Source organism: Actinomadura rubteroloni (genome assembly GCF_002911665.1).
Taxonomy (GTDB): Bacteria; Actinomycetota; Actinomycetes; order Streptosporangiales; family Streptosporangiaceae; genus Spirillospora; species Spirillospora rubteroloni.
This window is the reverse complement of sequence record NZ_MTBP01000001.1, coordinates 1885816-1911668: the sequence shown is the minus strand read 5'-3', so window position 1 is coordinate 1911668 and position 25853 is coordinate 1885816. Positions and strand designations below refer to the sequence as shown.

Below are 25853 nucleotides of genomic sequence, written 5' to 3'. Positions count from 1 at the left end.
ACGACGAACACGGGGAATCCTTGCGATATCACGCACAGTGCCCGAGTGATTCGGGTAGAAAGTGTGGTCGTCACACCCCCGACACGTGCTGGAGACTCCATGATGGGCGGCTTCAAGAAGTTCGTCATCCGCGGGAACCTGGTCGATCTGGCGGTCGCGTTCGTCGTCGGCGCCGCGTTCGCATCGCTGGTGAAGGAGTTCGCGAACTCGTTCATCACGCCGCTGATCGCCCTGTTCGGCGGGAAGCCGGACTACACGGCCCTGACGTTCAAGCTCGCGGGCACCACCTTCCCCTACGGGAACTTCGTGACCTCGGCGCTCTCGTTCACCATCACCGCCGTGGTCGTGTACTTCCTGGTGGTCCTCCCGATGAGCAAGCTGCTGGAACGCCTCGACCGCGGCAAGGAGAAGTCCGAGCACGAGTGCCCGGAGTGCCTGAGCGAGATCCCCATCAAGGCCCGCCGCTGCCGCTTCTGCACGGCGCTGGTCACCGCCGACGCCTAACCCCGTCACCGAGGCGGACACTCACCCGACCAACCACCCAACCCAACCGCCCGGCCCCACCGCCCAGACCACCCCGGGCCACCCGGGGCCACCCGGGGCCACCGCGGGCCGCCGCGGGCCGCCCAGCCTCCGTCCGAGCGCTCCGGTCACCGGCGGCCAGGCCGGCCGTCCAGGCGCCGCACAACCAGCCCGGCCACCGCAGGCGTCGTGACTACTTGCGATCCCTACCGCCGCTGCGCCGCCACCCGTCGCTGCAGGAGCACTGCCAGCGGGCGTACTCGACCGGCCAGGTGCGCATGGATTATCGGGCGCCCGGCAGCCCGCCGGATCTACGCGGATCCGGCGGGCACAGCCCCGTGCGGCTGTGGCCCAGCACCGCACGCCCCACCGCACGCCCGCACGACCTGAGGCCACACCACCTGAGGCCACACGCCTCGGTCTCGCCCAGCATCGCCCAGGCTCCCGCCAGGTCGGCGCGGTCCACGCGGCTTTGCTCGCCCGCCATTACCGGCAGCCTCGCTCGGCTCTGCCTGACCGACCGGCCTCGCACAGGCCCGTGCCACCCGGGACCCGCACCACCGGCACCACCGGCACCACCGGCACCATCGGCTCGGTCTCGCGCAGCATTGCCCGGCTTCCGCCGGGTCGGCGCGGGTCCATGGGGCTCTGCTCGTCCGGCGTTTACCGGCAGCCTCACGCGGCTATGCCTGACCGATCAGCCTCGCGCGGCCTGTCCTGCCTGCCCGGTCTCGCGCAGGCCCGCACCGCCCGCACCACCTGCACCACCACCGGCACCATAGGCACCACGGGCGCCGTCGGCGCTATGGCTCGGTCTCGCGCAGCGTCGTCCGGCTTCCGCCGGGGCTGTGCGGGCCCCTACGGATCTAGCGGGCATCGGGCATCGGGCAATGGGCGTGGTGCTATTTGAGATCTATATGGATCGTTCGGGGAGAGGTGGGGACTCGCGGCGCGGAATGCGTGAGGGGTACGCGTCGAGGCTCCGCTGTTTTTTTCTGCGGGGTGGGCTGCCTTTTGCTTCGGGGGTCGGGAGGTTAGGGTTCCGTGCCTGTTGAGCCGTTGGGTGTGTGGCCGAATTCCCAGTGCCATGGCTCGAAGGGGTTGCTGTAGGCCCAGGCGGGGTGGAACCAGCCGTATTTGCGGGAGTTGGCTTCCAACCAGTTGAACTGGGGGGAGCCCTGGTTCTGGACGCCTCCGCAGACGTCGACTGCTTGGCCCTTGCCGTGGTTGCTCGTGCCGGGGACCGCCGCGAAGGCCGGGCGCTGGGCGTAGATGCGTTGTTGTTCGGCGAGGCTGCGGTAGGAGTCCGTCAGGCACATGTTGCGGCCGAAGCGGCGTTTGTAGGCGGCGTTCAGTTTGTAGAAGGACAGCGCCGCATCGGGGCGTAGTTCACGGTTCTTCTGCGGGAGCGGGCAGAGGTACTTTGCGGGGATCAGGCCGTTGGGGAACGTTCTAGCCTTGGCCGCCAGGCCTTTGTCGCAGGACATTTCCAGGCGGCGCTGGTCGTTGACGTCCAGCTTGTTCAGCGTCGTCGTGAGCTGGCGGGTGAGGTCCGCCGACTTCTGCTTGAGCTGCTCGACCTGCTGCTGCACCTTCGTCTGCTCGACCGCGTTGCGCGACTGGAGGTCCTGGGCCGCGGACGCCAGTTGCGCGCGGCGGCGCTCGTACTGGCCCGCCTCGTTGATCACGCGGCGCTGGTCGGCGGCCAGGTGGTCGACGTCCGCCGACGAGCGGAGCGCCTGTTCCGGGCTTCCGCCGCCGAAGACCGACAGCGCTCCCACCGCGTTCTGCTGCTGGTAGGTCGCGTTGGCGAGGCTCGCGAGCGGGCCGCGGATCCGGTTGAGGTCGGTCTCGGCCGCGGCGAGTTGGCGGAGCGTGTCCTGGAGCTTGGCCTGCGAGGCGGTCAGGTCCTTCTGCCGCTGCTGAAGCCGCGCGGTCGCCGCCTCAAGGTCGGACCGGGCCTTGGCGGCCTGGCGGCGCAGCGCGTCCAGCGGGTCCTCGCGTTGAGCGGCCCGTCCCGGTGGTGCGCCGATCGCCGCCATCACCAGGAAGACCGCGGTCAGCACCGCCGCCCGGGGGGTTGGCACGGTGGTTTTCCTCCTGATGCCCAATACGAACAGCGCCTGGAACGCTACTACAGGTTCATGCGTCCCTCCGGCGGGTCACCGGCGACCGAACGGACGCCTTCCGCACCACCGGTCGAAGAACGGGAGATTCCAGAAGCCGGGCGGGCACGGGCCGTACCGGCGGTGCGGCGGTCGCCGCACCGGGCGCGGGGACGCCGTCGGGCGCGCGGGCGGCCGGACCGCGCTCGGCGCCGGGCGCGGGACGGCACGCGGCGGGACGGACTCGCCGTACGTCGGCTGGACCTCCGGGCTCGTCCGCGGCCGGGCGACGGACGCCTCCGCCGGCGGCGGTGGCGGCGCGGCCTCCCCGCCGCCCCGTCCGCCGAACGCGACCACCGCGCCGACGACGAGACTCGCGCCGACCCCGGCGACGGCCAGGGCCGGAGGCCGTCTGACGCGCCCGTCCTGCGCGCGTTCGTTGGCCGTCCGGACCTTCCCCCATCTCCGTCCGTTCACGGGAGGGAAGCGTACAGATCTCACCAACCCAGAACGAGTCGCGCGCCTTTGGACGAGCGCCCGCATGCCCCGTTCCCTTACCCTGGACGCGTCGTCCGCTACGCTCCTGTACCGGACGTCACCAGCCTCCGTAGCTCAGGGGATAGAGCACCACTCTCCTAAAGTGGGTGTCGCAGGTTCGAATCCTGCCGGGGGCGCCCCCATCGTCGGCCGAGCCGTCTCCCCACCCCAGGCGCGCCGCCACCAATCGCTCCACCCCTCCACCTGCGCCGCGCCTTCCCTTGCCGCTGCGCGCCACCCTTCACCACGCCGCACCACCCTCTGTTCCGCGTGCCCTGTTCCGCGTGTCTGCGCGGCTTCCCGGCTCGTAGCTGCGCGGCTTCCCGGCTTGTGCCGTGCTGCGGACGGTGTTCTCACGGACGTTGTGCCGTCGTTCCGATGTGCGCCGGGCGGTGGGGGGGCCTCCTGCTGCGTGGCCCGCTTTTACGGGACTGTGGCGTGTTCCAAGGTCTTCTGGTGGGCGCTGTGCCGTCCTTCTGGCGCGCGTCGTGCGATGCGAGGCTTTCCGTGAGCACCTTGCCTTCGTCGGGTGCTCTGGGGGGTTTCTGGCGGGCGTTTATGGGTGGGTTGCTGGTGGGTGCTGTGGTGGGGGTCCTGGTTGCGGTGGGGGGCGGGTTGTTCGGGGGCTTGGTGTGGGGTGGGACGCGGTGGTGTGGGGGAAGTGGTATCAAGCGCTGGTGACCGACAAGCGCTCCACGTACCATCACGGGTCCCTTCCTGACGTGCTCGTCGCCACCGCACTGGAGTTGCTGGACGAGGGCGGGATGGCGGGGGTGTCCGTCCGGGAGACGGCGCGGCGGGCCGGGGTCTCGCCGGGGGCTCCGTTCCGGCATTTCGCGGACCGGGAGGCGTTGCTGAACGCCGTCGCCGGGCGTGTTCTAGACGGGTTCGTCGCGTGGCAGCGGGCCGCGCTCGCCGACGCCCGTCCGGACCGGACCGCCATGTGGACGTTCGGACGGGCCTTCGTGATGTACGCCGCCAGCCACACGCACCGCTTCGAGCTGCTTCGTAAGACCGTCTATGGCGGGCAGCCTGCTCCGGAGCTGCGCGAGGGGCTGGAGGAGATCGACCGGCTCGTCACGGGGGTCGTCACGAGCGGGCAGCGTGCCGGGGAGTTGCGGAGCGGTGATCCCGCGCTGGTGACGTTGACGTCCCATGCGCTGGTGTACGGGCTGTCCCAGATGATCGTGGACGGTTTTCTGCCCGCCGAGCACGCGGACCGGCTCGTCGACCAGGTGCTCGACACGTTCGGGGCCGGCATCGTCCTGTCGCCGGAGGAGAAGCGTTGACCGCTGGCGCGGCGCCCTGATGTAATCACCGATTACATCCACCCCTCACGGGAAGGGCCGCCCCATGCTGTACAAGAAGCCCATCGCTGTCGGCCGGGTCGCGATCGACGCGCCCGCGGCCGACGTCTACCGCATCATCAGCGACCCGCCCGTCATGATCACTTTCGCCGAGGAGGCGTACCGCGCCCACTGGCTCGACGGCGCCACGGGGGCCGCCGTCGGCGCCCGGTTCCGCGGACACAACCGCAAGGGCCGCCGCCGCTGGTACACGAACTGCACCATCACCGAGGCGGTGCGGGACCGCAGGTTCGCCTACCGGGTGGACACCGCGTTCCGCCTGCCCATCTCCCGCTGGGAGTACGACATCGCACCCACCAAGGACGGACGGGGCTGCGTCGTCACCGAGACCAACTGGCTGCGCGCCCCGCTCTGGTTCATTCCGATCGCCATCCTCATCACCGGCACCATCAACCGGCCGGGCGCGAACGAACGCCACATCGCCACCACGCTCGAACGGATCAAGCGGCACCTGGAGGCGCCCCAGGCCGCCTGACCGGCGTCAGGCGTCGGCCGATCTGGTCCGGTCGAGGTGCGCCCGGCGGCGCGGCCCGAGGTCAGAGGTCGGTGATCGCACGGCGTTGGGGCGCGCGAAGCGGGCGCGGCCGGTCACACGCCACTTGATCGCACGGGGTTGGAGCGCGCGAGGCGGGCTCGGCCGGTCAGGCCGGTGATCGCACAGCGTTGGGGCGCGCGCGGCAGACGCGGCCGATCACAGGCCACTGATCGGACGGGATCAGGGCACGCGAGGCGCGGCCGGTCACAGGACGCCGATCGGACGGGGGCGGGGCGCGCGAGGCGCGCGTGGGCGGTCACAGGCTGGTGATCGGGCAGGTCAGGGTTCGGACGACGCCGGGCGCAGACTGGACCGAGTCCAGGACCGTCCGGCCGAGGACGGCGACGTCGGCGGCCTCGATCTGCGCGATCACGTCGTAGGGCCCGGTGACGGCGGCGACCTCGCCGATCCCGGGCGCGTGGCGGACGTGCTCGACGACGTCCGCCGCGCGTCCGGCGTCGGTCTGGATGAGCACGTAGGCGCGGACCATCAGGGCACCTCGGTCTGCGGGCTGTAGCCCTCGTCCTCGCCGCCCGGCGCGTCGGCGGGCGCGTTCGCGGGGGACGTCGGGCCGGGCGCGTTCTCCTCGGCGAAGTCGTGCTCGTCGTCGGGCACGGCGTCGCCGGGGTCCGCGCGCCGGTCGGCGAGCGGCCTGTCCTCGTCCTCGGGTCGTCTCATAGCCCCTACGTGACCCGCAGGCGCCGGGTGAAACGGCGACCCTGCGGCGGGCGGCGGCGCCGGCGGGCGACAATGGAGAGATGCCGAAACGCGCAACGTCCCCGCGGACGCCGGTGTCCTGCCCGTGCGACCCGCGCATGTCGTACAACGCGTGCTGCGGACGGCTGCACCGCGGCGAGGCGAGCGCCGCGACCGCCGAGCAGCTCATGCGCTCCCGGTACAGCGCGTTCGCGCTGAAGGACGCCGAGTACCTGCTGCGGAGCTGGCATCCGCGGACGCGCCCGCGCCGGATCGGGTTCGACCCGGGTCTGGTGTGGACGGGCCTGACCGTCCTCGGCACGACCGGCGGGAGCCCGCTGCACTCGGCCGGGACGGTGCACTTCAGCGCGACGTTCACCGAGGACGGCCAGGCCGGGCGGATGAACGAGAACAGTTCGTTCGTGAGGAACGACGGCGACTGGGTCTATCTCAACGGCGTGATCATCTGATGCCCGGCAACTGATCATTTTTCGGTCGGGCGCCGGTAGCCGCGGCGGCGGCCCGGGAACGCCCACCGCATGTTCCTGCTCACGGTGATCTTCACGTTGGCGACGGCCGGCGTGTTCCTGACGGCGGGCCTCGGCAAGCTCCAGGGCGTTCCGCGGCAGGTGGACCTCGCGACGCATCTCGGCGTGCCGTGGGACGGCTACCGGCTCGTCGGCGTCGCGGAGATCCTCGGGGCGTTCGGGCTGCTGGTCGGGCTGTGGGCGTCCTGGCTCGGCATCCTGGTCGGGTTCTGCCTGTTCGTCCTGATGGTGGGCGCGCTCGTGACGCACAGCCGCGCCGAGGACTCGGCCGCCCGGACGGCCCCGGCGATCGTGGTGGGCGGCGTCGTCCTGATCACGCTGCTGCTGCGCGTCGCGACGCACTGACCCCTCCCGCGACGGCCCGGTTTACGCCACTATTGGACGCAGGGCCGGTTGCGTGCGCGTCATGCCCTGGCGATACCGTATGCCCCAGGTCTCGATTGCTTCACGTTTTTCCCGTGCGTCCCAGGACGCATGGGCGGGACAGTAGGGTCTGCTCCGACCCAAAGGGGGATCAAAGTGCGGAAAGGGACCGACGCTCTTCTCGCGATCGGCAGCATCGCCCTCGTCACGATCGTGCCGACGGTGCTCGTGCTGCTGCCCTCGGGGAAGGACGACAGCGATCCCGGCCATCTGCCCGACCCGGCCGCCGCGCAGCTCAACGGTCCGATCAGCACGAACACCTCCCCCGTACCGACGTTCAGCGCGCCGACCGTCAACGGCAACCCGGCGCCGACGAACCCGAACCCGCTCCCGACGCTGAACGTCCCGCCGGTCACCGGCACGCCCGCCCCGCGCAAGACGACGCCGCCGGTCTACCTGCCGTCCGACGACGGCTCGAAGATCACGGGCGTGAAGTGGCTGGACAAGCGCAAGACCCAGGCCGACATCACGGTCAACTCGACCGGGCTCGGCAAGTCGGTGAAGGTCCGGCTGCTCGTCCCGAAGACGTGGAGCGCGACCGCCACCCGCACCTGGCCGACGCTGTACGCGTTCCACGGCGGCAACGACACCTACATCTCGTGGACGCGCAGCACCGACATCGAGAGCCTCGCCGCCAAGTACGACACGCTCGTCGCGATGCCCGACGGCGGCCGGAACGGCTCCTACACCGACTGGTACAACGGCGGACGGGGCGGAACGCCGCGCTGGGAGACCTTCCACACCGTCGAGGTCCGCGAGCTGCTGGAGCGCAACTTCCGCGCCGGGCCCGAGCGCGCCGCGATCGGCATCTCGTCCGGGGCGCAGGGCGCGATCACCTACGCCGCCCGCCACCCGGGGCTCTACCGGTTCGCGGGCTCGTTCAGCGGCGTCCTGTCGATGCTCAGCCCGGGCATCCCGGCGCTGCTGCTCTACACCAACGCACGGCCGGGCACCACGCCGTCGGACATCTGGGGCGACCCCGTTCTCAACCGGGCGAACTGGGCCGCGCACGATCCGGCGACGCTGCTCCCCCGGCTGCGCTGGACGAAGGTCTACGTGTCGTCCGGCAACGGCTCCACCGGCCCGTACGACAACCCGAACGCGGCGCCGTGGGACATCCGGTACCTGAGCGAGAGCCAGGTGTACCGGACGTCCAAGGACTTCGTCGCGCAGGCCCGGCGGCTCGGCGTGCCCGTCACGACCGACTTCTACGGCAACGGCTCGCACTCGTGGAAGTACTGGCAGGACGAGCTGCACAAGACGTTCCCGCAGATCATGACCGCGTTGGGCGCCCGTAAGCTCTGACTCGCGGGAAAAGTTCGGCGCGGATGTCGAATCCCGGTTCCGCCGGACGACGCGTCGGTGCGAGGCCGGGACGGAACCGGCCGGGAACCGAAGGAGCGACCATGCGCTACCTCATGATGACCACCGACGACGCGTCCGCCGCCGGCGGTCCGCCGGACGAGGCGATGATGGCCGAGATGGGCGCGTTCATCGAGGAGATGACCCGGGCAGGCGTCCTGCTCGCGACGGGCGGCCTGGAGCCGGGCGGCAAGCGGATCACCTCCAGCGGCGGCAAGGTGACGGTCACCGACGGGCCGTTCAGCGAGGCCAAGGAGCAGGTCGTCGGGTTCGCGCTGGTCGAGGTCCGCGACGAGGCCGAGGCGATCGAGGTGAGCCGCCGGTTCTGGGCGATCGTCGGGGACGGCCGGGGGACGATCCAGCGGGTCTTCGGCCCCGGCGACGACTTCCCCGGCTGAGTTGCGCGGCCGGTGGCGCTGATGCTGTCATCGGCCGTGTGACGAGCGACGCGCACCGGACGGCGGAGACGGTCTGGCGGCTGGAGTCGGGCCGGATCATCGCGGGCGTCGCCGGGGTCGTCCGGGACGTGGGCCTGGCCGAGGAACTGGCGCAGGACGCGCTGGTCGCCGCGCTCGAACAGTGGCCTGAGTCGGGCGTCCCGGGCAACCCGGGCGCCTGGCTCATGACCGTCGCGCGCCGCCGCGCCGTGGACCGCATCCGCCGCGACCACCGGTACGCCGAACGGCTCGCCGACATCGGGCACCGGATGGAGACCGCCGCGACGGCCGAGGTGGATCCGGAGCGCATCGAGGACGACATGCTCCGGCTCATCTTCACCGCGTGCCATCCGGTGCTGCCCGAGCCGTCCCGGGTGGCGCTGACGCTGCGGATGCTCGGCGGGCTCACCACGACGGAGATCGCGCGCGCGTTCCTCATCCCGGAGCCGACGGTCGCGCAGCGGATCGTGCGGGCCAAGAAGACGCTCGGCGACGCCGGGGTCCCGTTCGAGGTGCCGTCCGGCGCGGACCGGGCGGACCGGCTGTCGTCGGTGCTGGCCGTCCTCTACCTGATCTTCAACGAGGGGTACGCGGCGACGTCCGGCGACGACTGGCTGCGCGGCGACCTGTGCCGCGAGGCGCTGCGGCTCGGGCGGCTGCTCGCCGGGCTGATGTCGCGCGAGGCCGAGGTGCACGGGCTGGTCGCGCTGATGGAGGTCCAGGCGTCGCGGGCGCGGGCGCGGACGGGACCGTCCGGCGAACCGGTGCCGCTGCCCGCGCAGGACCGGGCGCTGTGGGACCCGCTGCTGGTCCGGCGCGGGTTCGCGGCGCTGCTGCGGGCGCGGGAACTCGGCGGGCCGCCCGGCCCGTACGTCCTGCAAGCGGGCATCGCGGCGTGCCACGCGCGCGCCGCGACGGCCGCCGACACCGACTGGCCGCAGATCGCGGCGCTCTACGACGTATTGGCGCGCGTCGCGCCGTCACCGGTGGTGGAGCTGAACCGGGCGGTCGCGGTGGGGATGGCCCACGGTCCCGCGGCGGGCCTCGCGGTGCTGGACGCGGTGGCCGGGGACGCTCCGGTCCGCGACCGGCACCTGTTCCCGAGCGTGCGCGGCGACCTGCTGGAACGGCTCGGCCGGGACGCCGAGGCGCGGGCGGAGTTCCGCCGCGCGGCGGAACTGACCGCCAACGAGGCCGAACGGCGGGCGCTGCTGCGCCGCGCGGGCGGGGCCTGAGAAAAGGGGCGCGGCCCGGACGGGGTTCATGGGAGGAACCGTCCGGGCCGCGCGAGGGGAAGGGTCAGCAGGTGCTCTTGACGTCCTTGCCCTGGAACCGGTCGTTCAGGAAGTTGGTCACGTCACCGGCCGCGCCCCAGTCCGTGGACAGGTGCTCGGTCGGGTAGGTGTTCTTCCAGGTGGTGTTGATGCCGGCCTTGCAGTAGGCGTTCTTGGTGCCGTCCTCGGTCTCGTGGGGGATGATCTCCTCCAGCCAGCCGCGGTACTGGAACACCGGGAAGCCGATCTCGTACTTGGCGCCCGACCCGGCGGGGCCGATGTCCACGCCGAGCTTCTGCTGGTCGATGATCTCGCCGCCGGTGACGCCCGTGGACGCCTTGACCTGGTAGAGCTGGTCAAGGGTGAGCTTGTCGGTGGTGAAGTTCTCGACCTTGGCGCCGAGGAACACCGCGAGGGTGCCGAACAGGCAGTTGCTCGCGACGTCCTTCTCGGCCTGGCGGCCCGCGTCGTTCTCCAGCTTCTCGAAGGGGAACTCGGGGTACTGGGCCTTGATGCCCATGAGGGCGTCGGCGAGGAAGCCCGCGAAGAGGCTGCCGTTGAGCTGCTTGGCGGTCAGCTTGAGGTCGCCGGGCACGCCGCCCGCCGCCGCGCCGACCACGTTCAGCTCGGGGGCGTAGGACTTGGCGAGCTGGGCGCCCCACAGCGCGGCGTGGCCGCCCTCGGAGTAGCCCGAGATGCCGACCTTGCCGTCGGCCTTCAGGTCGCCGCCGGGGACCTGGCGGGACGCGCGCACGATGTCGAGCAGGGAGTGCCCGGCGTCGGCGCCGTTGACGTACGGGTGGAGCTTGCCCTTGATGTACCCCATGCCGTCGGTCGCCGCGATGGCGTCGCCGGCCTGGAGGAACAGGGTCAGGTTGGCGCCTTCGTACATGTCGACGAAGTGCCCGGCGAGCTGCTTGGAGAACGCGCACTGCGCGCCCGAGCCCAGCGTGCCGGGGTTGAAGGCGACGGTCGGACGCGAGCCGCCCTTCGTCCACGGCGCCGTCGGGATCGCGACGGTGCCCGTCACCGGGATCTTCGTGCCCTTGGCGTCGGTGGAGACGTAGCGGACCTTCCACGCCTTCATCGGCACGTCGCCGGGGATGTTGGTCAGCTTCGTCTCCTGGCAGGCCAGGAGGTCGCCGTTCTGGCCGCTGAGGTTGGCGGGTGCCTCAGCGTAGATCTCGTCGTCGGACGCGGTGCAGCCCGTGGGCGCGGCGGACGCCGGCGTCGCCGCGACCACCGCGGGGACCGCCAGCGCGGCGCCGAACGCCGCGGTGGTCAGCAGGGACCGGAGTTTCATCACCACTCCAGGGGAGGGGAGCCGGAAATGTGAACGCTGATGACTGTCCCGCACGCCGATGCGCACAAGGAATGCACTTCCGTCACAGCCTCGGAATCCGATTTAGCACCGCACCCACAAACCGGCGGCCGAAGGTGGCCTCCGCGACCCGGAACCAGCGAGGTCAAACGGGCTTGCGCGCGGGACGCCGCCGGGGAACCGAAGCCCCCCGGCGGCGTGCCGTCACTCGATGACGAGCAGCAGATCGCCCGCCTGCACGCGCGTCGCGCCCGGCACGACGATCCGCGCGACCGTGCCCGCGACCGGCGTGGTGATCGCGGCCTCCATCTTCATCGCCTCGATCGTCGCGACGACGTCGCCCGCCGCCACGACCGCGCCCTTCTCGACGCGCGGCGTCACCGACCCGTCGAACGGCGCCGGGATCTGGCCCGGCACGGACGCGTCCGCGCGCTCGACCGGCGCGGTCTCGGCCACGACCGACCGGTCCCGGACCGACAGCGTCCGGAGCTGCCCGTTCACCGTGCAGATGACCTGCCGGAACCCGGCCTCGTCGATCGTGCCGACCGCCTCCAGCCCGGCGAGGACGCGCACGCCCGGCTCCAGGTCGAACGCGACCTCCTGGCCGGGCCGCAGCCCGTAGAGGAACGCGCCGGTCGGCAGGACCGACAGGTTCCCGTAGGCGGCGCGGGTCTCGCGGTAGGACTTGGCGGGGGCGGGGAACAGCAGCCGGTCGAGGGTGTCGCGGACGTCCGGGCCGTCCAGCGCCTTCTCCTCCTCGCGGGTCAGCTCGGCGCGCGCGGGCGTGTGCGCGCGGGAGCCGAGCGCCCGGCCGCGGAACGGCTCGGGCCAGCCGCCGGGCGGGTCGCCGAGCTCGCCGGCGAGGAACCCGATGACGCTGTCGGGGATGTCGAACGTCTCCGGGTTCGCCGCGAACTCGGCCGGGTCGGCGCCCGCCGCGACCAGGTGCAGCGCGAGGTCCCCGACGACCTTGCTGGACGGTGTCACCTTCACCAGCCGGCCGAGGATCCGGTCCGCCGCCGCGTACAGCCGCTCGATCTCCTCGAACCGGTCGCCGAGGCCGAGCGCGACGGCCTGCTGCCGCAGGTTGGAGAGCTGCCCGCCGGGGATCTCGTGGTGGTAGACGCGCCCGGTCGGGGACGGCAGGCCCATCTCGAACGGCGCGTACAGCTTGCGGACGGCCTCCCAGTACGGCTCCATCTCCGTCAGGGCGTCCAGGGACAGGCCGGTGGCGCGCTCGGTGTAGTCGGTGTGCGCGACGATCGCCTGCAGCGGCGGCTGGCTCGTCGTGCCCGACAGCGGGGCGGCGGCGCCGTCCACCGCGTCCACGCCCGCCTCGATCGCGGCGAGGTAGGTGGCGAGCTGGCCGCCCGCCGTGTCGTGGGTGTGCAGGTGGACGGGCAGGTCGAAGCGCTCGCGCAGCGCCGTGACGAGCGTCCGGGCGGCCGGAGCGCGCAGCAGACCGGCCATGTCCTTGATGCACAGGACGTGCACGCCCGCGTCCACGAGCTGCTCGGCGAGCCGCAGGTAGTAGTCCAGCGTGTAGAGCTGCTCGCCCGGGGACGAGAGGTCGCCGGTGTAGCAGAGCGTCCCCTCGACCAGCGCGTGCGTCTGCAGGACGGCGTCGATCGCGGGCCGCATCCGCTCGACGTCGTTGAGCGCGTCGAACACCCGGAAGATGTCGACGCCCGTCGCGGCGGCCTCGGTGACGAACGCGCGGGCCACCGAGTCGGGGTAGGGCGTGTAACCGACGGTGTTGCGTCCGCGCAGCAGCATCTGGAGGCAGAGGTTCGGCGCGGCCTCGCGGATCGCGGCGAGCCGGTCCCACGGGGACTCGCCGAGGAAGCGCAGCGCGACGTCGTAGGTCGCGCCGCCCCACGCCTCCAGCGACAGGAACTGCGGCGTCGAGCGGGCCAGGTGCGGCGCGGCGGCGACCAGGTCGTAGGTCCGGACGCGCGTGGCCAGCAGCGACTGGTGCGCGTCGCGGAACGTCGTGTCGGTGACGGCCAGGGCGGTCTGCGCGCGCAGTTCGGCGGCGAACCGGGCCGGGCCGAGGGCGAGCAGCCGGTCCCGGGAGCCTTCGGGCAGCGGCCCGGACGCGTCCAGCGACGGCAGCTTGACGGCCGGGTCCAGCGTGGTCGGGGCGTCGCCGTGCGGCTTGTTCACCGTCACGTCGGCGAGATAGCGGACCAGCCGGGTGGCGCGGTCGCCGCTGGACCGGGCCGTCAGCAGCCCCGGATGGTCGGCGATGTAGGACGTCGTGACGCCGCCCGCGCGGAAGTCCGCCTCGTCCAGCAGCGCGAGCAGGAAGGGGATGTTGCTGGCCACGCCCCGGATGCGGAACTCGGCGACCGCGCGGGCCGACCGGCGCACGGCCTCCTCGAACGTCCGGCCGCGCGAGGTCAGCTTCACCAGCAGCGAGTCGAAGTGCGGCGAGATCTCCGCGCCCGCGTAGGCGGTGCCGGTGTCCAGCCGGACGCCCGCGCCGCCCGGCGACCGGTACGCCGAGATGCGGCCGGTGTCGGGACGGAACCCGTTGGCCGGGTCCTCGGTGGTGATGCGGCACTGCACCGCGAACCCCGAGACCGTGACGTTCTCCTGCTCGATGCCGAGGTCGGACAGCGTCTCGCCGCCCGCGATGCGGAGCTGGCTCTGCACGAGGTCGACGCCCGTGACCTCCTCGGTCACCGTGTGCTCGACCTGGATGCGCGGGTTCATCTCGATGAAGACGTGCTCGCCGCGGTCGTCCACCAGGAACTCGACCGTCCCGGCGTTGACGTAGCCGATCTCGCGGGCGAACGCGACGGCGTCCGCGCACAGCCGCCGGACGATCAGCGGGTCCAGCCGGGGCGCGGGCGCGATCTCCACGACCTTCTGGTGGCGGCGCTGCACCGAGCAGTCGCGTTCGCGCAGGTGGACGGTGTGGCCCTCGCCGTCCGCCAGCACCTGCACCTCGATGTGCCGGGGACGCTCGACGGCCTGTTCGAGGAAGACCGTCGGGTCGCCGAACGCGGCCTCGGCCTCGCGGCGGGCCGTGTCGACGGCGGCAAGGAGGTCCTCGCGGCGCTCGACGCGGCGCAGGCCGCGTCCGCCGCCGCCCGCGGCGGCCTTCACGAACAGCGGGAACCCGACGTCGTCGGCGGCCTCCAGCTCGGCGCCCGGCTCGGGCGTCAGCGACCGCAGCACCGGCAGGCCCGCCCGGCGCGCGGCGGCGACGGCCTCGATCTTGTTGCCCGCCAGCCGCAGCACCGGCGCGGGCGGCCCGACGAACGTCAGGCCCGCGCGCTCGCACGCCTCGGCCAGCTCGGGGCTCTCGGACAGGAATCCGTAGCCGGGGTAGACGGCGTCCGCGCCGACCCGGAGCGCGGTCGCCACGATGGCGTCCACGTCCAGGTACGCGCGTACGGGGTGCCCACGTTCCCCGATCTCATAGGCTTCGTCCGCCTTCTGCCGGTGCAGGGACAGGCGGTCTTCGTGGGGGTAGACGGCGACGCTGGGGATTCCCAGCTCATAGGCGGCGCGAAAGGCGCGGACGGCGATCTCGCCGCGGTTGGCGACGAGGAGCTTGTTGATCACGGCCTGGCTCCCAGGAGTCAGCGAGAGTGGGCCGCCCCGGTCTCGCGACGGCCCTCGGGCTCGGCGTCGAGCGGTCCCAACATAACGCCCCCTTCTAATGTCCCGAAGGTGCCGTCCGGCACAACCGGACGCCGCGTCCGCGACGAGCACCTAGGCTGTTCCGTCGGGCTGGTTCGACGGGTTTGGGCGACTTGAAGGGGGAACGTGGTGCGGCTACCGGAGCATCTGGAACTACTGGTCACCGATGAACCGGTGTGCGACCTGTACTTCCACGGCCCGTGGCGCGTGCCCGACGGCCTGTACGACGAGATCCGCGCCCGCATCGACAAGCTCGCCGCCGACCCGCGCGCCGCCGCGCTCACCACCGACTCCCAGCCGCTGCTGTCCCCGCCCGCGTCGCTCGTCGTCGGCGACCTCGTCCTCATCGTGGACTTCCTGTGCGGCGCGGCGGCCGTCAACTCCGGGACGCACTCGCGCCTGCAGTACCAGTTCTTCAACCGGTACATGCGCGAGCCGCAGGACCCGGTGCGCCCGGTGACGGGCTGGGGCGTGACGACGGGCGGGTTCCGTCCGCTCGAATGGCTGGAGGAGGCGCCCGACCAGGACGTCGCGCTCGCGCTGGCCCGCGAGTCCCTGGACGTCCTGGCGGGCCTGGAACCGCTGGAACGCCGCCGGCAGGCGCTGATCAAGCTGTACGACGACCCGCCGCCCGCCCTCGACATCCGCGCGCCGCTGGACGAGCAGCGCAAGGTCTGGGCCGCGCACGCCACCGACGACATCGTCGCCGACCTGCCCGAACTCGCCGGGCCGATCGGCTACCTGGACTGGGTGTGCTCGGGGCTGCTGCCCGTCCACGAGCGCCTGGTCCAGGTCGCGCCGCACGACGAGAACGTCGTCGAGCTGATCGTGGACCTGCTGCTGCAGGGCGGGCTCGAACAGGTGCCCGCCGAGCTGTCGGGCGCGCTCACCCAGGACCAGTTCGGCGAGGTTCTGGAACGTTTCCCGATCGTGCAGAAGTCGTTCGAGCCCGCCGCCTGGTACAACCGGGCCCGCGCCTGGCTGGCGCGGGCGCTCGGCGCGGGCGAGGCCGACGCGTGCCGCGCCTGGCTCGACATGGCGATGCGGTTCACCGGCTGCGTGCAGGGCGCCCCCGACGACGCCCGCTACCCCGATCCCGAGTGGATCCCCGTCGGCGAGTTCCAGGCGGACCTGCGGCGTCTCGCGATGCCCCGGCGCCGCCTGGTCAACCCCGTCGCGGCGGCGGTCGGCGCGGACCCGGCCCGGCCGCGCCGCCGGCCGCGCGTCCCCGAGATCGGCGCGGCGCTCGTCGGGCAGCCGGACGTCGTCGCGGCGCTGGAGGAGATCGCGGCGCACCCGTCCCGGCCGGTCCGGCTGATGATCGTCGGGCCGGACGGCACCGGCAAGCGCGACGCCGCCCAGGAGATCGCCCGCATCCTCCAGGACCGGCTCATCACCGGGCCGCCGCTGTGGCTCGCCGACGACTTCTTCGCGGGCAAGGAGGTCTCGGCCGGGACGACCCACCTCCACATCGACGCGCGCGACTCCGCCGGGAACCGGCTCATGGTCATCGACGGCCTGGACGACGTGTCCCGCGACCCGCGCAGCGGCGAGGCGATCGTGGAGGAGCTGCACCGGGCGCTGGACGTCCACGACGACCTGCACGTCGTCGCGCTCTGCGAACCCGGCGGGGACGAGCGGATCCGCGAGGTGAACCCGGGGCTCGCGCTGCGGTTCCGGGTCGTCCACACCCGTCCGTTCGACGCCGAGGGGTACGCCGAGCTGTTCGAGCGGGCGCTGCGGCAGCGCGGCGCGCGGGCGCACAAGCGGGCGCTGACCGCCGCCGGACGGCTGTTGGCCGGGACCGCTCCCGTCCGCAACCTGCGCAACGCGCGGCTCGCGCACCGGCTCGCGGACGTGGTGGTGGACGGCGTCCGCGAGCGCACCCCGGCGGGCGAGGAACTGGTCGTGAAGCGCGCGGACGTCCCGGCGGTGTTCAACGCGGGCCGTACCGGCGGCGACCCGTTCGCCGAGCTGGCCGAGCTGACCGGGCTCGCGTCGGTGAAGCAGGAGATCGAACTGCTCGCCGCCGGGGCGCGGGCGGCGCGGCTGCGGCGCGAGGCGGGGCTGACGGTGCCGTCCCCGGCCCGGCACATGATCTTCAGCGGGAACCCCGGGACGGGCAAGACCGTCGTCGCGCGGCTCCTCGCCCGGATCTACAAGGACCTCGGCGTGCTGTCGTCCGGGCACCTGGTGGAGGTGTCGCGGGCCGAGCTGATCGGCCAGTACATCGGCGAGACGGCCGTGAAGACGCGCGCCGTCGTGCGCCGCGCGGTCGGCGGCGTGCTGTTCATCGACGAGGCGTACGCGCTCACCCAGTCCGACCTCGGCGAGGACTACGGCCCCGAGGCGATCGCCGAGCTGATCAAGATGATGGAGGACCACCGCGACGACCTCGTCGTGATCGCGGCGGGCTACGAGCGGGAGATGCAGCGGTTCGTCGCGTCCGATCCGGGGCTCGCGTCGCGGTTCCCGACGACCGTCCGGTTCCCCGACTTCACCGACGGCGAGCTGGTCGAGATCTTCGCCGGGCAGGCCGCCCAGGCGGGCCTCAGCCCGGACGCGGCGGCGCGCGACAAGCTCGCCGGGCTGCTGCGCCGCGCCCCGCGCGGCCGGTCGTTCGGCAACGCGCGGCTCATGCGCAACCTCGCCGAGCGGGCGACCGCGCTCCAGGCCCGCCGCGTCACCGGGCTGGTCCGCGCGACCGCCGCCGACCTCGAGGCGCTCACCGCCGCGGACCTGCCCGACACGCTGTCGGGGACCACCCGCGCGACGCCCGCCGCCGACCCGCTGACCGCTCTGGACGGCCTCGTCGGGCTGCGCGACGTCAAAACGGAGGTGCACCGCCTCGTCGCCGAGGCGCGGGCCGCCGAGCTGCGCCGGCTCGCGGGGCAGCCCGCGCCGTCCCCGTCCCGGCACATGGTGTTCACCGGCAATCCCGGCACGGCGAAGACGACGGTGGCGCGGCTCATCGCGGCCGTCTACGCCCAGCTCGGGCTGCTGTCGTCCGGGCACCTGGTCGAGGTGGGGCGTTCCGACCTCGTCGGGACGCACCTCGGGCAGACCGCGCCGCGCGTGCGGGCTGCCGTGGAACAGGCGCTCGGCGGCGTCCTGTTCGTGGACGAGGCGTACGCGCTGAACGGCGACTCCTACGGCCAGGAGGCCGTCGCGACGCTGGTGAAGCTCATGGAGGAGTACCGGGGCGACCTGCTGGTCATCGTCGCCGGCTACGAACGGGAGATGCGCGGGTTCCTGACGTCCAACTCCGGCCTGGAGTCGCGCTTCCCGAAGCGGCTGCGGTTCCCCGACTACACCGACGCCGAACTCGTCGCGATCTTCGAGCACCTGTCCGCCGCCGAAGGCTTCACGCTCGCGCCCGAGATCCCGCAGACGCTGCACGCGCTGCTGCGCAAGACGTCGCGCGGGCCGTCCTTCGGCAACGGCCGCCTGATGCGCAACCTGCTCGACGCCGCGACGGCCCGCCAGTCCGAACGCCTCACCGCCGCCGACGCCCCGGCCGCCGCCGAGGTCGTGACGCTCCGCCCGTCCGACCTCCCCGACACCCTCGACACGACCCCCGACCACCTGGGCCTCTACCTCTGATCGCGGTTGGGACGTTTCAAATCATATGCATGGGAATACATCTTGCGATCTTGCAGTTATGGCTGGTGACACCAACGGCCTGCACCGGGAGGTTCCCCCATGCCGAGCAGCATTCCGACGCGTCGCGAGTCCGGGCGCAAGCAGGTCAGGTCCCATTCGCTGCGCGCCCTCGCGGTCGCCGCGCGGATGGAACGGCAGCACGGGCACGAGGCCCCGCCGGGCGACCGCCGGACGGAGGCGCCGCACGAGCGGCGCGCCGCCGGCGCCGTCTGATCTGACCCCGACGAGACCACGTTCACAGCCCCCGCAAGGCACTCCTTGCGGGGGCTTTTCGTGCTGTTCATCCCGTTTCCGGTGCGTTCCCCGTCCGCGGGCCCACTAGTCTGGCCGGGACCCCGGTGACGATGGAAGTGAGCGGAGTGACGGACAGGACCATGCCCGACGCCCACCCGCTGCGGGCCGGCGACCCCGGGCGCCTGGGCGGCTACGAGGTGCTCGGACGGCTCGGCGAGGGCGGTCAGGGCGCCGTCTTCCTCGGCCGCCGCGCGGGGGCGACGGACGGCGACTACGTGGCCGTCAAGCTCCTGCACGCCGACCTCAGCGGGGACGACACGGCGCGATCGCGGTTCGTCCGGGAACTGGCGGTCGCCAAGCGGGTCGCGCGGTTCTGCACCGCGCAGGTCCTGGACGCCGACGTCGCGGGCGACCAGCCCTACATCGTCAGCGAGTACGTCCCCGGGCAGTCGCTGCACCGGCTCGTCCAGCAGGACGGGCCGCGTTCGGGCGGCGCCCTGGAGCGTCTCGCGATCAGCACGCTGACCGCGCTCACCGCGATCCACCAGGCGGGGATCGTCCACCGCGACCTCAAGCCGCACAACGTGATGATGGGCCCGGACGGTCCCCGCGTCATCGACTTCGGCGTCGCGCGGGCGCTCGGCGCGGCCGGGGAGACCCAGAACGTCGGCACGCCCGCCTACATGGCGCCCGAGCACTTCACCGGCGCGCCGGTCGGCCCGGCCGCCGACATGTTCGCCTGGGGCACCACGATGGTGTTCGCGGCGAACGGGCGTCCGGCGTTCGGGAACGACGACCTGGCCGCCGTGATGCACCGCATCCTCACCGGCGAACCGGACCTCGGCGCGCTGCCCGAGCCGCTGCGCTCGGTCGTCACGGCGTGCCTGGCCAAGGAGCCGGAGCGGCGGCCGTCCGCGCGGGAGGCGCAGGAGCGGCTGGTCGGCGCGGCCAGCGGCAACGACGTGCCCGCTCCGCCACCGCCGTTCCCGTTCGCGCCGCCGGAACCGCCCGCCGCCGTGCCGTCCGGCGGGGCGCTGCCGGGCGTGACGGACCCGGCGACGCGTCCGGGGCCGCCGGGTCCGGTTCCGGCCACGGGTGCGGGACGGCGCAAAATCGTCCGGCTGGCCCCCGTCTTCGCAGGCGCCGCGGTCGCGGCGGTGCTCGCGGGCGGCGCGGTCTGGGCCGCGACCGGACGCGGCGGCGACGAGGGCGGGCCGAGCGCCGCGACCTCCCAGGACGGGCAGGCCACCGGCGGCTCCGCGGCGACCGCGACCGGGGCCGGACGCGCGACGACGCGTCCGACCGCCGCCGGACGCACCCCGAAGGCGCGGCCGAGCGACGGCCCGCGCACGCCGGACGGGAAGAAGCCGAAGCGCGGGCCGGGCGGCAGGCCGTCGGCGACCGCGACCGGCGGGGGCGGCGGGGGCGGGTCCCGTCCGGCGCCCGAACCGCCCAACAAGTACACGGCGCGGCAGGCGTGCGGTTCCGGGTACGGCGTCCTGCGGACGATGGCCGTCTCCGGCGGCACCGCGTACCTGCTCTACAGCAGCGCGACGGGCAAGAACTGCGCCGTGACGATGAAGACGTCGAGCGTCGGCAAGAAGTCGCCGGTGTCGGTGTGGCTCCAGAAACAGGGCGGGAGCCAGGTCACCGACAGCGGGTCCTACGCCTGGTACGCGGGACCGGTGTACGTGGCGGCGAAGAACGTCTGCGTCCGCTTCGGCGGCAACGGCAGGACGTCGGGCTGGGGCAACTGCGGTTCGTGAGCGGCGGGGGTTTCCGCGGGCCGGCCCGACGGCCCGCGGACGGAGCGCGTCAGTTGTCGGCGTGCGCGATCAGATGGTCGAACTCGCCGTCCTTGGCACCGAGGATGAGCGCCTCGATCTCGGGACGGGTGTAGATGAGGGCCGGGCCCTCGGGGTGGCGGGAGTTGCGCATCGCGATCCGGTCGCCGGGGAGTTCGGCGATCTCGACGCAGTTCCCCTGGGAGTTGCTGCGGCGGGACTTGAGCCAGCGGGCGCCGTGCAGGTCGGCGGCGCAGACGTCGCAGTCGGTGGGGACGGGTGGGATCCGGCCGCCGAGCGGACCGGTGTCGGACTGGAGCATCATGCCTCTCTGAGGAGATCACCGAGAAGCTCGACGGTGCGTTCCGGGGTCTCGCTGTCGACGCACAGGCGTTCCATCACCTGGAGGTACGTGTCGACGTCGTCGCGCTTGTCGAGGTACATCGCGCCGGTGAGGTTCTCGACGTAAACCACGTCCGGCAGGTCCTGCTCGGGAAAGCGCAGGATGGAGAAGGCGCCTCCTTCGGCGGCGTGCCCGCCGAAGCGGAACGGCATGACCTGGATGGTCACGTTGGGGAGCTTGGCCATCTTGATGAGATGCTCGAACTGGCCGCGCATCACTTCGGGGCCGCCGATGGGCCGGCGCAGCGCCCCTTCGTCCAGGACGGCCCACAGGCGCGGGGCCTCCGGGCCGGTCAGCCGTTCCTGCCGCTGGAGCCGCAGGTCGACGCGCTGCTCGATCTCGTGGTCGGCCGCGCCCGCGTTGCCCTGCCGGATGACGGCTCGCGCGTACCCCTCGGACTGCAGCAGTCCCGGTACGAACTGCAGTTCATAGGTACGGATCAGCGCCGCCGACTCTTCCAGGCCGACGTAGGTCTGGAACCAGCCCGGCAGGATGTCGCTGTAGCGGTGCCACCAGCCCGGGGTGTTGGCCTCGCGGGCCAGTTGCAGCAGCGCGGCGCGTTCGGCCTCGTCGCGGACCCCGTACAGGGTGAGCAGGTCGTCGACGTCGCGTTCTTTGAAGCTGACCCGGCCGAGCTCCAGGCGGCTGATCTTCGACTCCGACGCCCGGATGACATATCCGGCGTCCTGACGGCTCACTCCCCGCGCCTCACGCAGGCGGCGGAGCTGTGAGCCGAGCAGGATCCTGCGGACCGTCGACCCGGTTCCCGACGTCTCTGGAGTCACGCCCAACCTCCCGGCTACATGGCGGACAGCGAACCTAGTGTGCCATTGCGCTCAGTGTCCTGGGGGCTCCTCTCTCCCGCCGCCCGCGCACCCCGGTCCACGGCCCTGTGGAAAACCAGATGCACGTGCATTGGGCCTTGCATTCGCACGCTACGATGCGCAGGATAACGCACGAGACTTCCGAGCCACGGCTGCACAACGAGATCACTCTGCGGGGTCCGGGGAATGACGTCACGCCACGCGCACGACGACACGCGGTGGGGGGAGGGTTCCGTTGTGGGGCCGCCCGTGGAACCACAGGACCATGCCGTGTGCTCACGTCCGATACCCGAGTCGTCCGACCTTCCCCCCTCCCTGGACGACGCGCTCGGCCGCCTCATCGACCCGGCCGGCCCGGTCGAGACCTTCGTCGTTCTGCCCGAACCGGAATCGGTCACCGCGGCACGTCATTTCACCCTGTCCCGACTGGCCGCCTGGGGCGTTCCAAGCGTCGGGGACGACGTGGGGCTCGTCGTCTCCGAACTCGTCACCAACGCCCTGCGGCACAGCGGCGGCGTCCCGCGCCCGCTGACCGGGCCCACGCCGCTGCGCTGGAGCGGACGTCCGGGCTTCGCCGACCCGCTCGGCTCCGCGCCGCAGCCCATCCAGCTCCGGCTGCTGCGCCGCTTCCCCTGGCTGCTCTGCGGGATCGTCGACGCCAGCCCCGCCGCGCCCCGCCGCAAGGAGCCCGACTACATCGCCGAGACCGGACGCGGCCTGCACCTCGTCGAATCGTTCGCCACCCGCTGGGGATGGCGCGGACTGCCCACCGGAAAGGTCGTCTGGGCCCTGTTCCACGCGCCCTGACCGGGACCGGCCGCGCGACGGCGCCGAGAACGCGGACGGATAACCGTCCCTCCTCGGGGTACGGGGAGGACTCCCCCGTCAACGGAGGCCGGGGAACGCAGGGAACAGGAGAACTCCGTGGCATTCGCCGTCGAGCACAGCGTCCAGGACGACCTGACCGTCGTCACCGTCCACGGCGAGATCGACGTCTTCACCAGCCCGGGACTGCGCGAAACGCTCCTGGACCTCATCGACGACGGCGCGCTGCACCTGCTCGTCGACCTCGGCGACGTCACCTTCCTCGACTCGACCGGGCTCGGCGTCCTCGTCGGCGCCTACCACCGGCTGCGGGCGCGCTCGGGGACGATGGCGTTCGCGTGCGCCACCGACCGCGTCCAGCGCGTCTTCCGCGTCACCCAGCTCTCCAAGATCTTCACGCTGTACCCGACGCTGGCCGAGGCCGTGGACGCGCAGACGGCCGCCCTGTCAACCGGAAGTCGCAGCCGTCCGTCGGAAGGCTGAAAGAAGGACCCTCCTGGCGGTCGACATGCCGCGCACCGCCGAAACGGTACGGTGAGACGGAGATCAAGCGCGCCGCCCGCCGGGCGCGCGGCGCCGCCGTTTCATCGTGTGTACCGACCGGACGGGAGCGCTCCGTGGCCCATCAGCCGCTGCACGAGCACACGCTCGGCAATGGCCTGCGCGTCGTGGTCTGTGAGGACCATTTCGTACCGCTGGCCGCCGTGAACATCTGGTACGGGGTCGGCTCCCGGCACGAGGTCGCGGGCCGCACCGGGCTCGCGCACCTCTTCGAGCACCTGATGTTCCAGGGGTCGGCGAACGTCGCCGAGGGCGAGCACGCCGCGGTCCTGGAGAGCGCGGGCGCCACCTTCAACGCCAGCACGTCGTTCGAGCGCACCAATTATTACGAGACGCTCCCGGTCAGCCATCTGGAGCTGGCGCTGTGGCTGGAGGCCGACCGGATGGGCACGCTGCCCGCCGCGCTCACCCAGGCCAACCTGGACAACCAGCGCGACGTGGTGAAGAACGAGCGCCGCCAGCGCTACGACAACCAGCCGTACGGGACGGCGTTCGAGCGGCTGTGCGCGCTGACGTTCCCGTCCGGGCACCCGTACGCGCACACCCCCATCGGGTCCATGGAGGACCTGGACGCCACCACCCTGGAGGACTGCACCTCCTTCTTCCGCACCTGGTACGCGCCGGGCAACGCGGTGCTGTCGATCGTCGGCGACGTCGATCCGGAGAAGGCGATCGCGGCGGTGGAGCGCTACTTCGGGGGGCTGCCCGCCGGGCCGACGCCGCCGTCCGCCCGGCCGGGCGACCTCGGGCCGCTGACCGGGATCCACGGCGAGGACGTCGCCGAGGAGGTCCCCTCCCCCGCCTACTTCGCGATGTTCCCGCTGCCGTCCGACGGCACGGACGACGTGGAGGCCGCCGAACTGGCCGTCGAGATCCTGGGCGGCGGGTCCGGTTCGCGGCTGTACGACCGGATGGTCCGGCGGGACGAGATCGCCACCGAGGTCTGGGCCGGTGTGACCCGGCTCGCGGGCGGCCCGTCGCTGGCGATCGTGGACGCCGTCGGCCCCGACCCCGCCAAGATCGCCGAGGTGCTGGACGACGAGCTGGCCCGGTTCGCCGCCGAGGGCCCCGACGCCGACGAGGCCGCCCGCGCCACCGCCCAGGCCGAGCGCGGCTTCCTGGAGCAGACCGAGACGGTCACCGGCCTCGCCAACGCGCTGTCGGCGAACGCCACGCAGTTCGGCGACCCGTCCCGCGTGTTCACCGCGCCCGAGCGGGCCGCCGCCGTCACCGCCGGGCAGATCAAGGACATGGCCGGACGCTGGCTCGCCCCCGGCGCCCGCACCGCGCTCATCTACGGAGGAAACGCGTGACCGAGCCCGCCCTCGTCCTGCAGCCCCGTCCGGTGCCGGGCGCGGTCCCCGGCTGGACGTTCCCGTCCGGTTCGCCGGGCCGCGTGCCCGGCGGCCCCGAGACGCTGCGCGTCGACCTGCCCGGACGCCGGCTGGCCTCGCTTCGGCTGGTGCTGGCCGCCGGCGCCGGGCGCGAGACGCGCGGCCGGGAGGGCACCGCCACGCTCACCGCCCGCGCGCTGCTGGAGGGCACCCGGCCGGGCGGCGGCACCGAGCTGACCGCCGCGTTCGAGCGGCTCGGCGCCAGCCTGTACGCCAGCGCCGACCTGACCGCGCTGCGGCTCGCGCTGGACGTGCCGGTGTCGCGGCTGGCGCCCGCGCTGGACCTGCTCGCCTCGGTGGTGCGCGGCGCCGCGCTGGACGACGGCGACGTGCGACGGCTCGTCCGCGAGCGCCTGGACGAGATCGCCCAGGAGGACGCCGACCCCGGCACCCGCGCGATGCGGGAGCTGCGGGCCGTGCTGTTCCCCACCGCGTCCCGCGCCCATCTGCCCACCGGCGGCACCCGCGCGTCGGTCGGCGCGCTCACCGGGGCGGACGTCCGCGCGTTCTACGGGTCGGTGGCGCCGGGCGAGGCGGTGGCCGTCCTCGCCGGCGACCTGTCCGCCGACGACGCCGAGTCCGCGCTGGACGCCGCGCTCTCGGGCTGGGCCGCCACCGGGCCGGAACTGCCGGCGGCCGACGAGCTGCCCGCCGGGGACGCGCCCCGGATCGTCATCGTGGACCGGCCCGGCTCGGTGCAGACGTATCTGAACTTCGGGCACGGCATCCCGGACCGGACCAGCGACGACTGGCCGCTGCTGACCGTCGCGTCCCATGTCCTCGGCGGCGGCCTCACCTCCCGGCTGAACGCGCTGCTGCGCGAGGAGAAGGGCTACACCTACGGGATGCGGGCCGGGCTGCTGCGGATGCGCGGGCGCGGGCTGTTCGTCGCGCAGGGCTCGGTGCACACCGAGGTCACCGCCGACGCCGTCGCCGACGGGCTGAAGGTGCTGCGCAGCATCGCCGCCGACGGGATCGACCCGGACGAGTGCGGGTCCTCGGTGCGCGCCCTCGCCGACCGCGCCCCCACCGAGTACGAGACGGCGCGGGCGGTGGCCGCCGAGCTGGCCGACGCCGCCGCGAACGGGCTCGGCAGCGGCTACCCCGCCGCCTATCTCGCGGCCGTCCGGGCGGCGGAGCCGGAGACGGTGGCACGCGCCTACACCGGCCACGTCGACACCGACGCGCTCACGATCATCGCGGTGGGCGACGCGGGCGAGATCCGGGGGCCGCTGGAGGCGCTCGGCTACGGCACCGTGACCGTCACCGACCCCGGGGCCGCCGAGACCGGATGAGGCACTGAACGAACATCTCACCCCAATGATCTCCAACCGGGACCGAACGGATGGCAGGGTGGTGCACGTCCAAGTGGGCGGGGGAGCTT

General features: G+C 72.8%; 23 protein-coding genes and 1 tRNA gene. 16 read left to right on the top strand and 8 right to left on the bottom strand.

All coding sequences use genetic code 11. The features are described 5' to 3' along the window. Positions 1-102: 102 nt before the first annotated feature. Positions 103-504 carry a large conductance mechanosensitive channel protein MscL gene (gene mscL, locus BTM25_RS08455; RefSeq protein ID WP_103562837.1) on the top strand — a complete coding sequence of 134 codons (402 nt, stop codon included), beginning with the start codon at positions 103-105 and terminating at the stop codon, positions 502-504. A 1052-nt stretch (positions 505-1556) separates the two neighbouring features. On the opposite strand, the gene BTM25_RS08450 is transcribed toward mscL, so the two are convergent. After that, positions 1557-2609 carry a D-alanyl-D-alanine carboxypeptidase family protein gene (locus BTM25_RS08450; RefSeq protein ID WP_103562133.1) on the bottom strand — a complete coding sequence of 351 codons (1053 nt, stop codon included), beginning with the start codon at positions 2607-2609 and terminating at the stop codon, positions 1557-1559. Between the two features lie 75 nt (positions 2610-2684). Beyond that, on the bottom strand, positions 2685-3104 hold the full coding sequence (locus BTM25_RS08445) for a hypothetical protein (protein WP_103562132.1): 420 nt from the start codon (positions 3102-3104) through the stop codon (positions 2685-2687). Positions 3105-3228: 124 nt separating this feature from the next. Here BTM25_RS08445 and BTM25_RS08440 point away from each other — a divergent pair. The 3 genes from BTM25_RS08440 to BTM25_RS08425 all read left to right on the top strand — a co-directional run bounded on the left by BTM25_RS08440 (position 3229) and on the right by BTM25_RS08425 (position 5006). Beyond that, positions 3229-3301, top strand: a tRNA-Arg gene (locus BTM25_RS08440). 540 nt (positions 3302-3841) lie between these two features. Next, positions 3842-4453, top strand: a complete 612-nt coding sequence (locus tag BTM25_RS08430; RefSeq protein WP_205647995.1) for a TetR/AcrR family transcriptional regulator — start codon at positions 3842-3844, stop codon at positions 4451-4453. A 64-nt stretch (positions 4454-4517) separates the two neighbouring features. Next, positions 4518-5006 (top strand): SRPBCC family protein, encoded by a 489-nt coding sequence (locus tag BTM25_RS08425; RefSeq protein ID WP_103562130.1) that lies wholly within the window; start codon positions 4518-4520, stop codon positions 5004-5006. Between the two features lie 316 nt (positions 5007-5322). On the opposite strand, the gene BTM25_RS08420 is transcribed toward BTM25_RS08425, so the two are convergent. Then, the gene (locus BTM25_RS08420; RefSeq protein WP_103562129.1) at positions 5323-5556 is read right to left on the bottom strand and encodes an Lrp/AsnC family transcriptional regulator; all 234 of its coding nucleotides are present in this window, start codon (positions 5554-5556) and stop codon (positions 5323-5325) included. Continuing rightward, complete coding sequence (locus BTM25_RS08415) at positions 5556-5744, bottom strand: hypothetical protein (RefSeq protein WP_103562128.1); 189 nt, start codon at positions 5742-5744, stop codon at positions 5556-5558. The genes BTM25_RS08420 and BTM25_RS08415 overlap by 1 nt, the downstream gene beginning before the upstream one ends. Before the next feature lie 80 nt (positions 5745-5824). Here BTM25_RS08415 and BTM25_RS08410 point away from each other — a divergent pair, with 80 nt between their 5' ends. From BTM25_RS08410 to BTM25_RS08390, 5 genes are all read left to right on the top strand, one after another. Next, on the top strand, positions 5825-6232 hold the full coding sequence (locus tag BTM25_RS08410) for a YchJ family protein (protein WP_168212055.1): 408 nt from the start codon (positions 5825-5827) through the stop codon (positions 6230-6232). A gap of 69 nt (positions 6233-6301) precedes the next feature. Then, positions 6302-6655, top strand: a complete 354-nt coding sequence (locus tag BTM25_RS08405; protein ID WP_103562126.1) for a DoxX family protein — start codon at positions 6302-6304, stop codon at positions 6653-6655. A 174-nt stretch (positions 6656-6829) separates the two neighbouring features. Next, a complete protein-coding gene (locus BTM25_RS08400) occupies positions 6830-8038 on the top strand; it encodes an alpha/beta hydrolase (RefSeq protein ID WP_168212054.1) in 1209 nt (402 codons plus the stop codon). Between the two features lie 101 nt (positions 8039-8139). Beyond that, complete coding sequence (locus tag BTM25_RS08395; protein WP_103562124.1) at positions 8140-8493, top strand: YciI family protein; 354 nt, start codon at positions 8140-8142, stop codon at positions 8491-8493. 38 nt (positions 8494-8531) lie between these two features. Continuing rightward, on the top strand, positions 8532-9767 hold the full coding sequence (locus tag BTM25_RS08390; RefSeq protein WP_103562123.1) for an RNA polymerase sigma factor: 1236 nt from the start codon (positions 8532-8534) through the stop codon (positions 9765-9767). 64 nt (positions 9768-9831) lie between these two features. Here the strand turns inward: BTM25_RS08390 and BTM25_RS08385 are convergent, their stop codons facing one another. Further along, entirely contained in the window at positions 9832-11109 is a 1278-nt protein-coding gene (locus tag BTM25_RS08385; protein WP_103562122.1) for a lipase family protein, read from the bottom strand. A 222-nt stretch (positions 11110-11331) separates the two neighbouring features. Further along, positions 11332-14703: a pyruvate carboxylase gene (locus BTM25_RS08380; RefSeq protein WP_103562121.1), complete on the bottom strand. Its 3372-nt coding sequence runs from the start codon at positions 14701-14703 to the stop codon at positions 11332-11334. Between the two features lie 204 nt (positions 14704-14907). On the opposite strand from BTM25_RS08380, the gene BTM25_RS29565 reads away from it, so the two are divergent. From BTM25_RS29565 to BTM25_RS30285, 3 genes are all read left to right on the top strand, one after another. After that, positions 14908-18384: an AAA family ATPase gene (locus BTM25_RS29565; RefSeq protein WP_168212053.1), complete on the top strand. Its 3477-nt coding sequence runs from the start codon at positions 14908-14910 to the stop codon at positions 18382-18384. Positions 18385-18483: 99 nt separating this feature from the next. Next, a complete protein-coding gene (locus tag BTM25_RS29560; protein ID WP_168212052.1) occupies positions 18484-18657 on the top strand; it encodes a hypothetical protein in 174 nt (57 codons plus the stop codon). A gap of 161 nt (positions 18658-18818) precedes the next feature. Next, positions 18819-20444 carry a serine/threonine protein kinase gene (locus BTM25_RS30285; protein ID WP_103562119.1) on the top strand — a complete coding sequence of 542 codons (1626 nt, stop codon included), beginning with the start codon at positions 18819-18821 and terminating at the stop codon, positions 20442-20444. A gap of 49 nt (positions 20445-20493) precedes the next feature. Here BTM25_RS30285 and BTM25_RS08365 read toward each other — a convergent pair whose 3' ends face one another. Together BTM25_RS08365 and BTM25_RS08360 are read right to left on the bottom strand one after the other, a co-directional pair. Beyond that, entirely contained in the window at positions 20494-20787 is a 294-nt protein-coding gene (locus BTM25_RS08365) for a DUF397 domain-containing protein (RefSeq protein WP_103562118.1), read from the bottom strand. Further along, positions 20784-21605, bottom strand: a complete 822-nt coding sequence (locus BTM25_RS08360) for a helix-turn-helix domain-containing protein (RefSeq protein WP_103562835.1) — start codon at positions 21603-21605, stop codon at positions 20784-20786. Before BTM25_RS08360 ends, BTM25_RS08365 begins: the two co-directional genes overlap by 4 nt. Before the next feature lie 354 nt (positions 21606-21959). Between BTM25_RS08360 and BTM25_RS08355 the strand changes: the two genes are divergently transcribed. From BTM25_RS08355 to BTM25_RS08340, 4 genes are all read left to right on the top strand, one after another. Next, on the top strand, positions 21960-22496 hold the full coding sequence (locus BTM25_RS08355) for an ATP-binding protein (RefSeq protein WP_235828295.1): 537 nt from the start codon (positions 21960-21962) through the stop codon (positions 22494-22496). A 117-nt stretch (positions 22497-22613) separates the two neighbouring features. Further along, complete coding sequence (locus BTM25_RS08350) at positions 22614-22997, top strand: STAS domain-containing protein (protein WP_103562117.1); 384 nt, start codon at positions 22614-22616, stop codon at positions 22995-22997. A gap of 134 nt (positions 22998-23131) precedes the next feature. Continuing rightward, positions 23132-24388 carry a M16 family metallopeptidase gene (locus tag BTM25_RS08345; RefSeq protein WP_103562116.1) on the top strand — a complete coding sequence of 419 codons (1257 nt, stop codon included), beginning with the start codon at positions 23132-23134 and terminating at the stop codon, positions 24386-24388. After that, complete coding sequence (locus BTM25_RS08340; protein WP_103562115.1) at positions 24385-25764, top strand: M16 family metallopeptidase; 1380 nt, start codon at positions 24385-24387, stop codon at positions 25762-25764. The genes BTM25_RS08345 and BTM25_RS08340 overlap by 4 nt, the downstream gene beginning before the upstream one ends. Positions 25765-25853: the final 89 nt, after the last annotated feature.

What these genes read in the sequence shown, in the direction of transcription:
- BTM25_RS08365 (WP_103562118.1), bottom strand. Translation starts at nt 20,787, where the DNA reads ATGATGCTCCAGTCCGACACCGGTCCGCTCGGCGGCCGGATCCCACCC.
- BTM25_RS08395 (WP_103562124.1), top strand. Translation starts at nt 8,140, where the DNA reads ATGCGCTACCTCATGATGACCACCGACGACGCGTCCGCCGCCGGCGGT.
- mscL (WP_103562837.1), top strand. Translation starts at nt 103, where the DNA reads ATGGGCGGCTTCAAGAAGTTCGTCATCCGCGGGAACCTGGTCGATCTG.
- BTM25_RS08425 (WP_103562130.1), top strand. Translation starts at nt 4,518, where the DNA reads ATGCTGTACAAGAAGCCCATCGCTGTCGGCCGGGTCGCGATCGACGCG.
- BTM25_RS08385 (WP_103562122.1), bottom strand. Translation starts at nt 11,109, where the DNA reads ATGAAACTCCGGTCCCTGCTGACCACCGCGGCGTTCGGCGCCGCGCTG.
- BTM25_RS30285 (WP_103562119.1), top strand. Translation starts at nt 18,819, where the DNA reads ATGCCCGACGCCCACCCGCTGCGGGCCGGCGACCCCGGGCGCCTGGGC.
- BTM25_RS08420 (WP_103562129.1), bottom strand. Translation starts at nt 5,556, where the DNA reads ATGGTCCGCGCCTACGTGCTCATCCAGACCGACGCCGGACGCGCGGCG.
- BTM25_RS08415 (WP_103562128.1), bottom strand. Translation starts at nt 5,744, where the DNA reads ATGAGACGACCCGAGGACGAGGACAGGCCGCTCGCCGACCGGCGCGCG.
- BTM25_RS08410 (WP_168212055.1), top strand. Translation starts at nt 5,825, where the DNA reads ATGCCGAAACGCGCAACGTCCCCGCGGACGCCGGTGTCCTGCCCGTGC.
- BTM25_RS08405 (WP_103562126.1), top strand. Translation starts at nt 6,302, where the DNA reads ATGTTCCTGCTCACGGTGATCTTCACGTTGGCGACGGCCGGCGTGTTC.
- BTM25_RS29560 (WP_168212052.1), top strand. Translation starts at nt 18,484, where the DNA reads ATGCCGAGCAGCATTCCGACGCGTCGCGAGTCCGGGCGCAAGCAGGTC.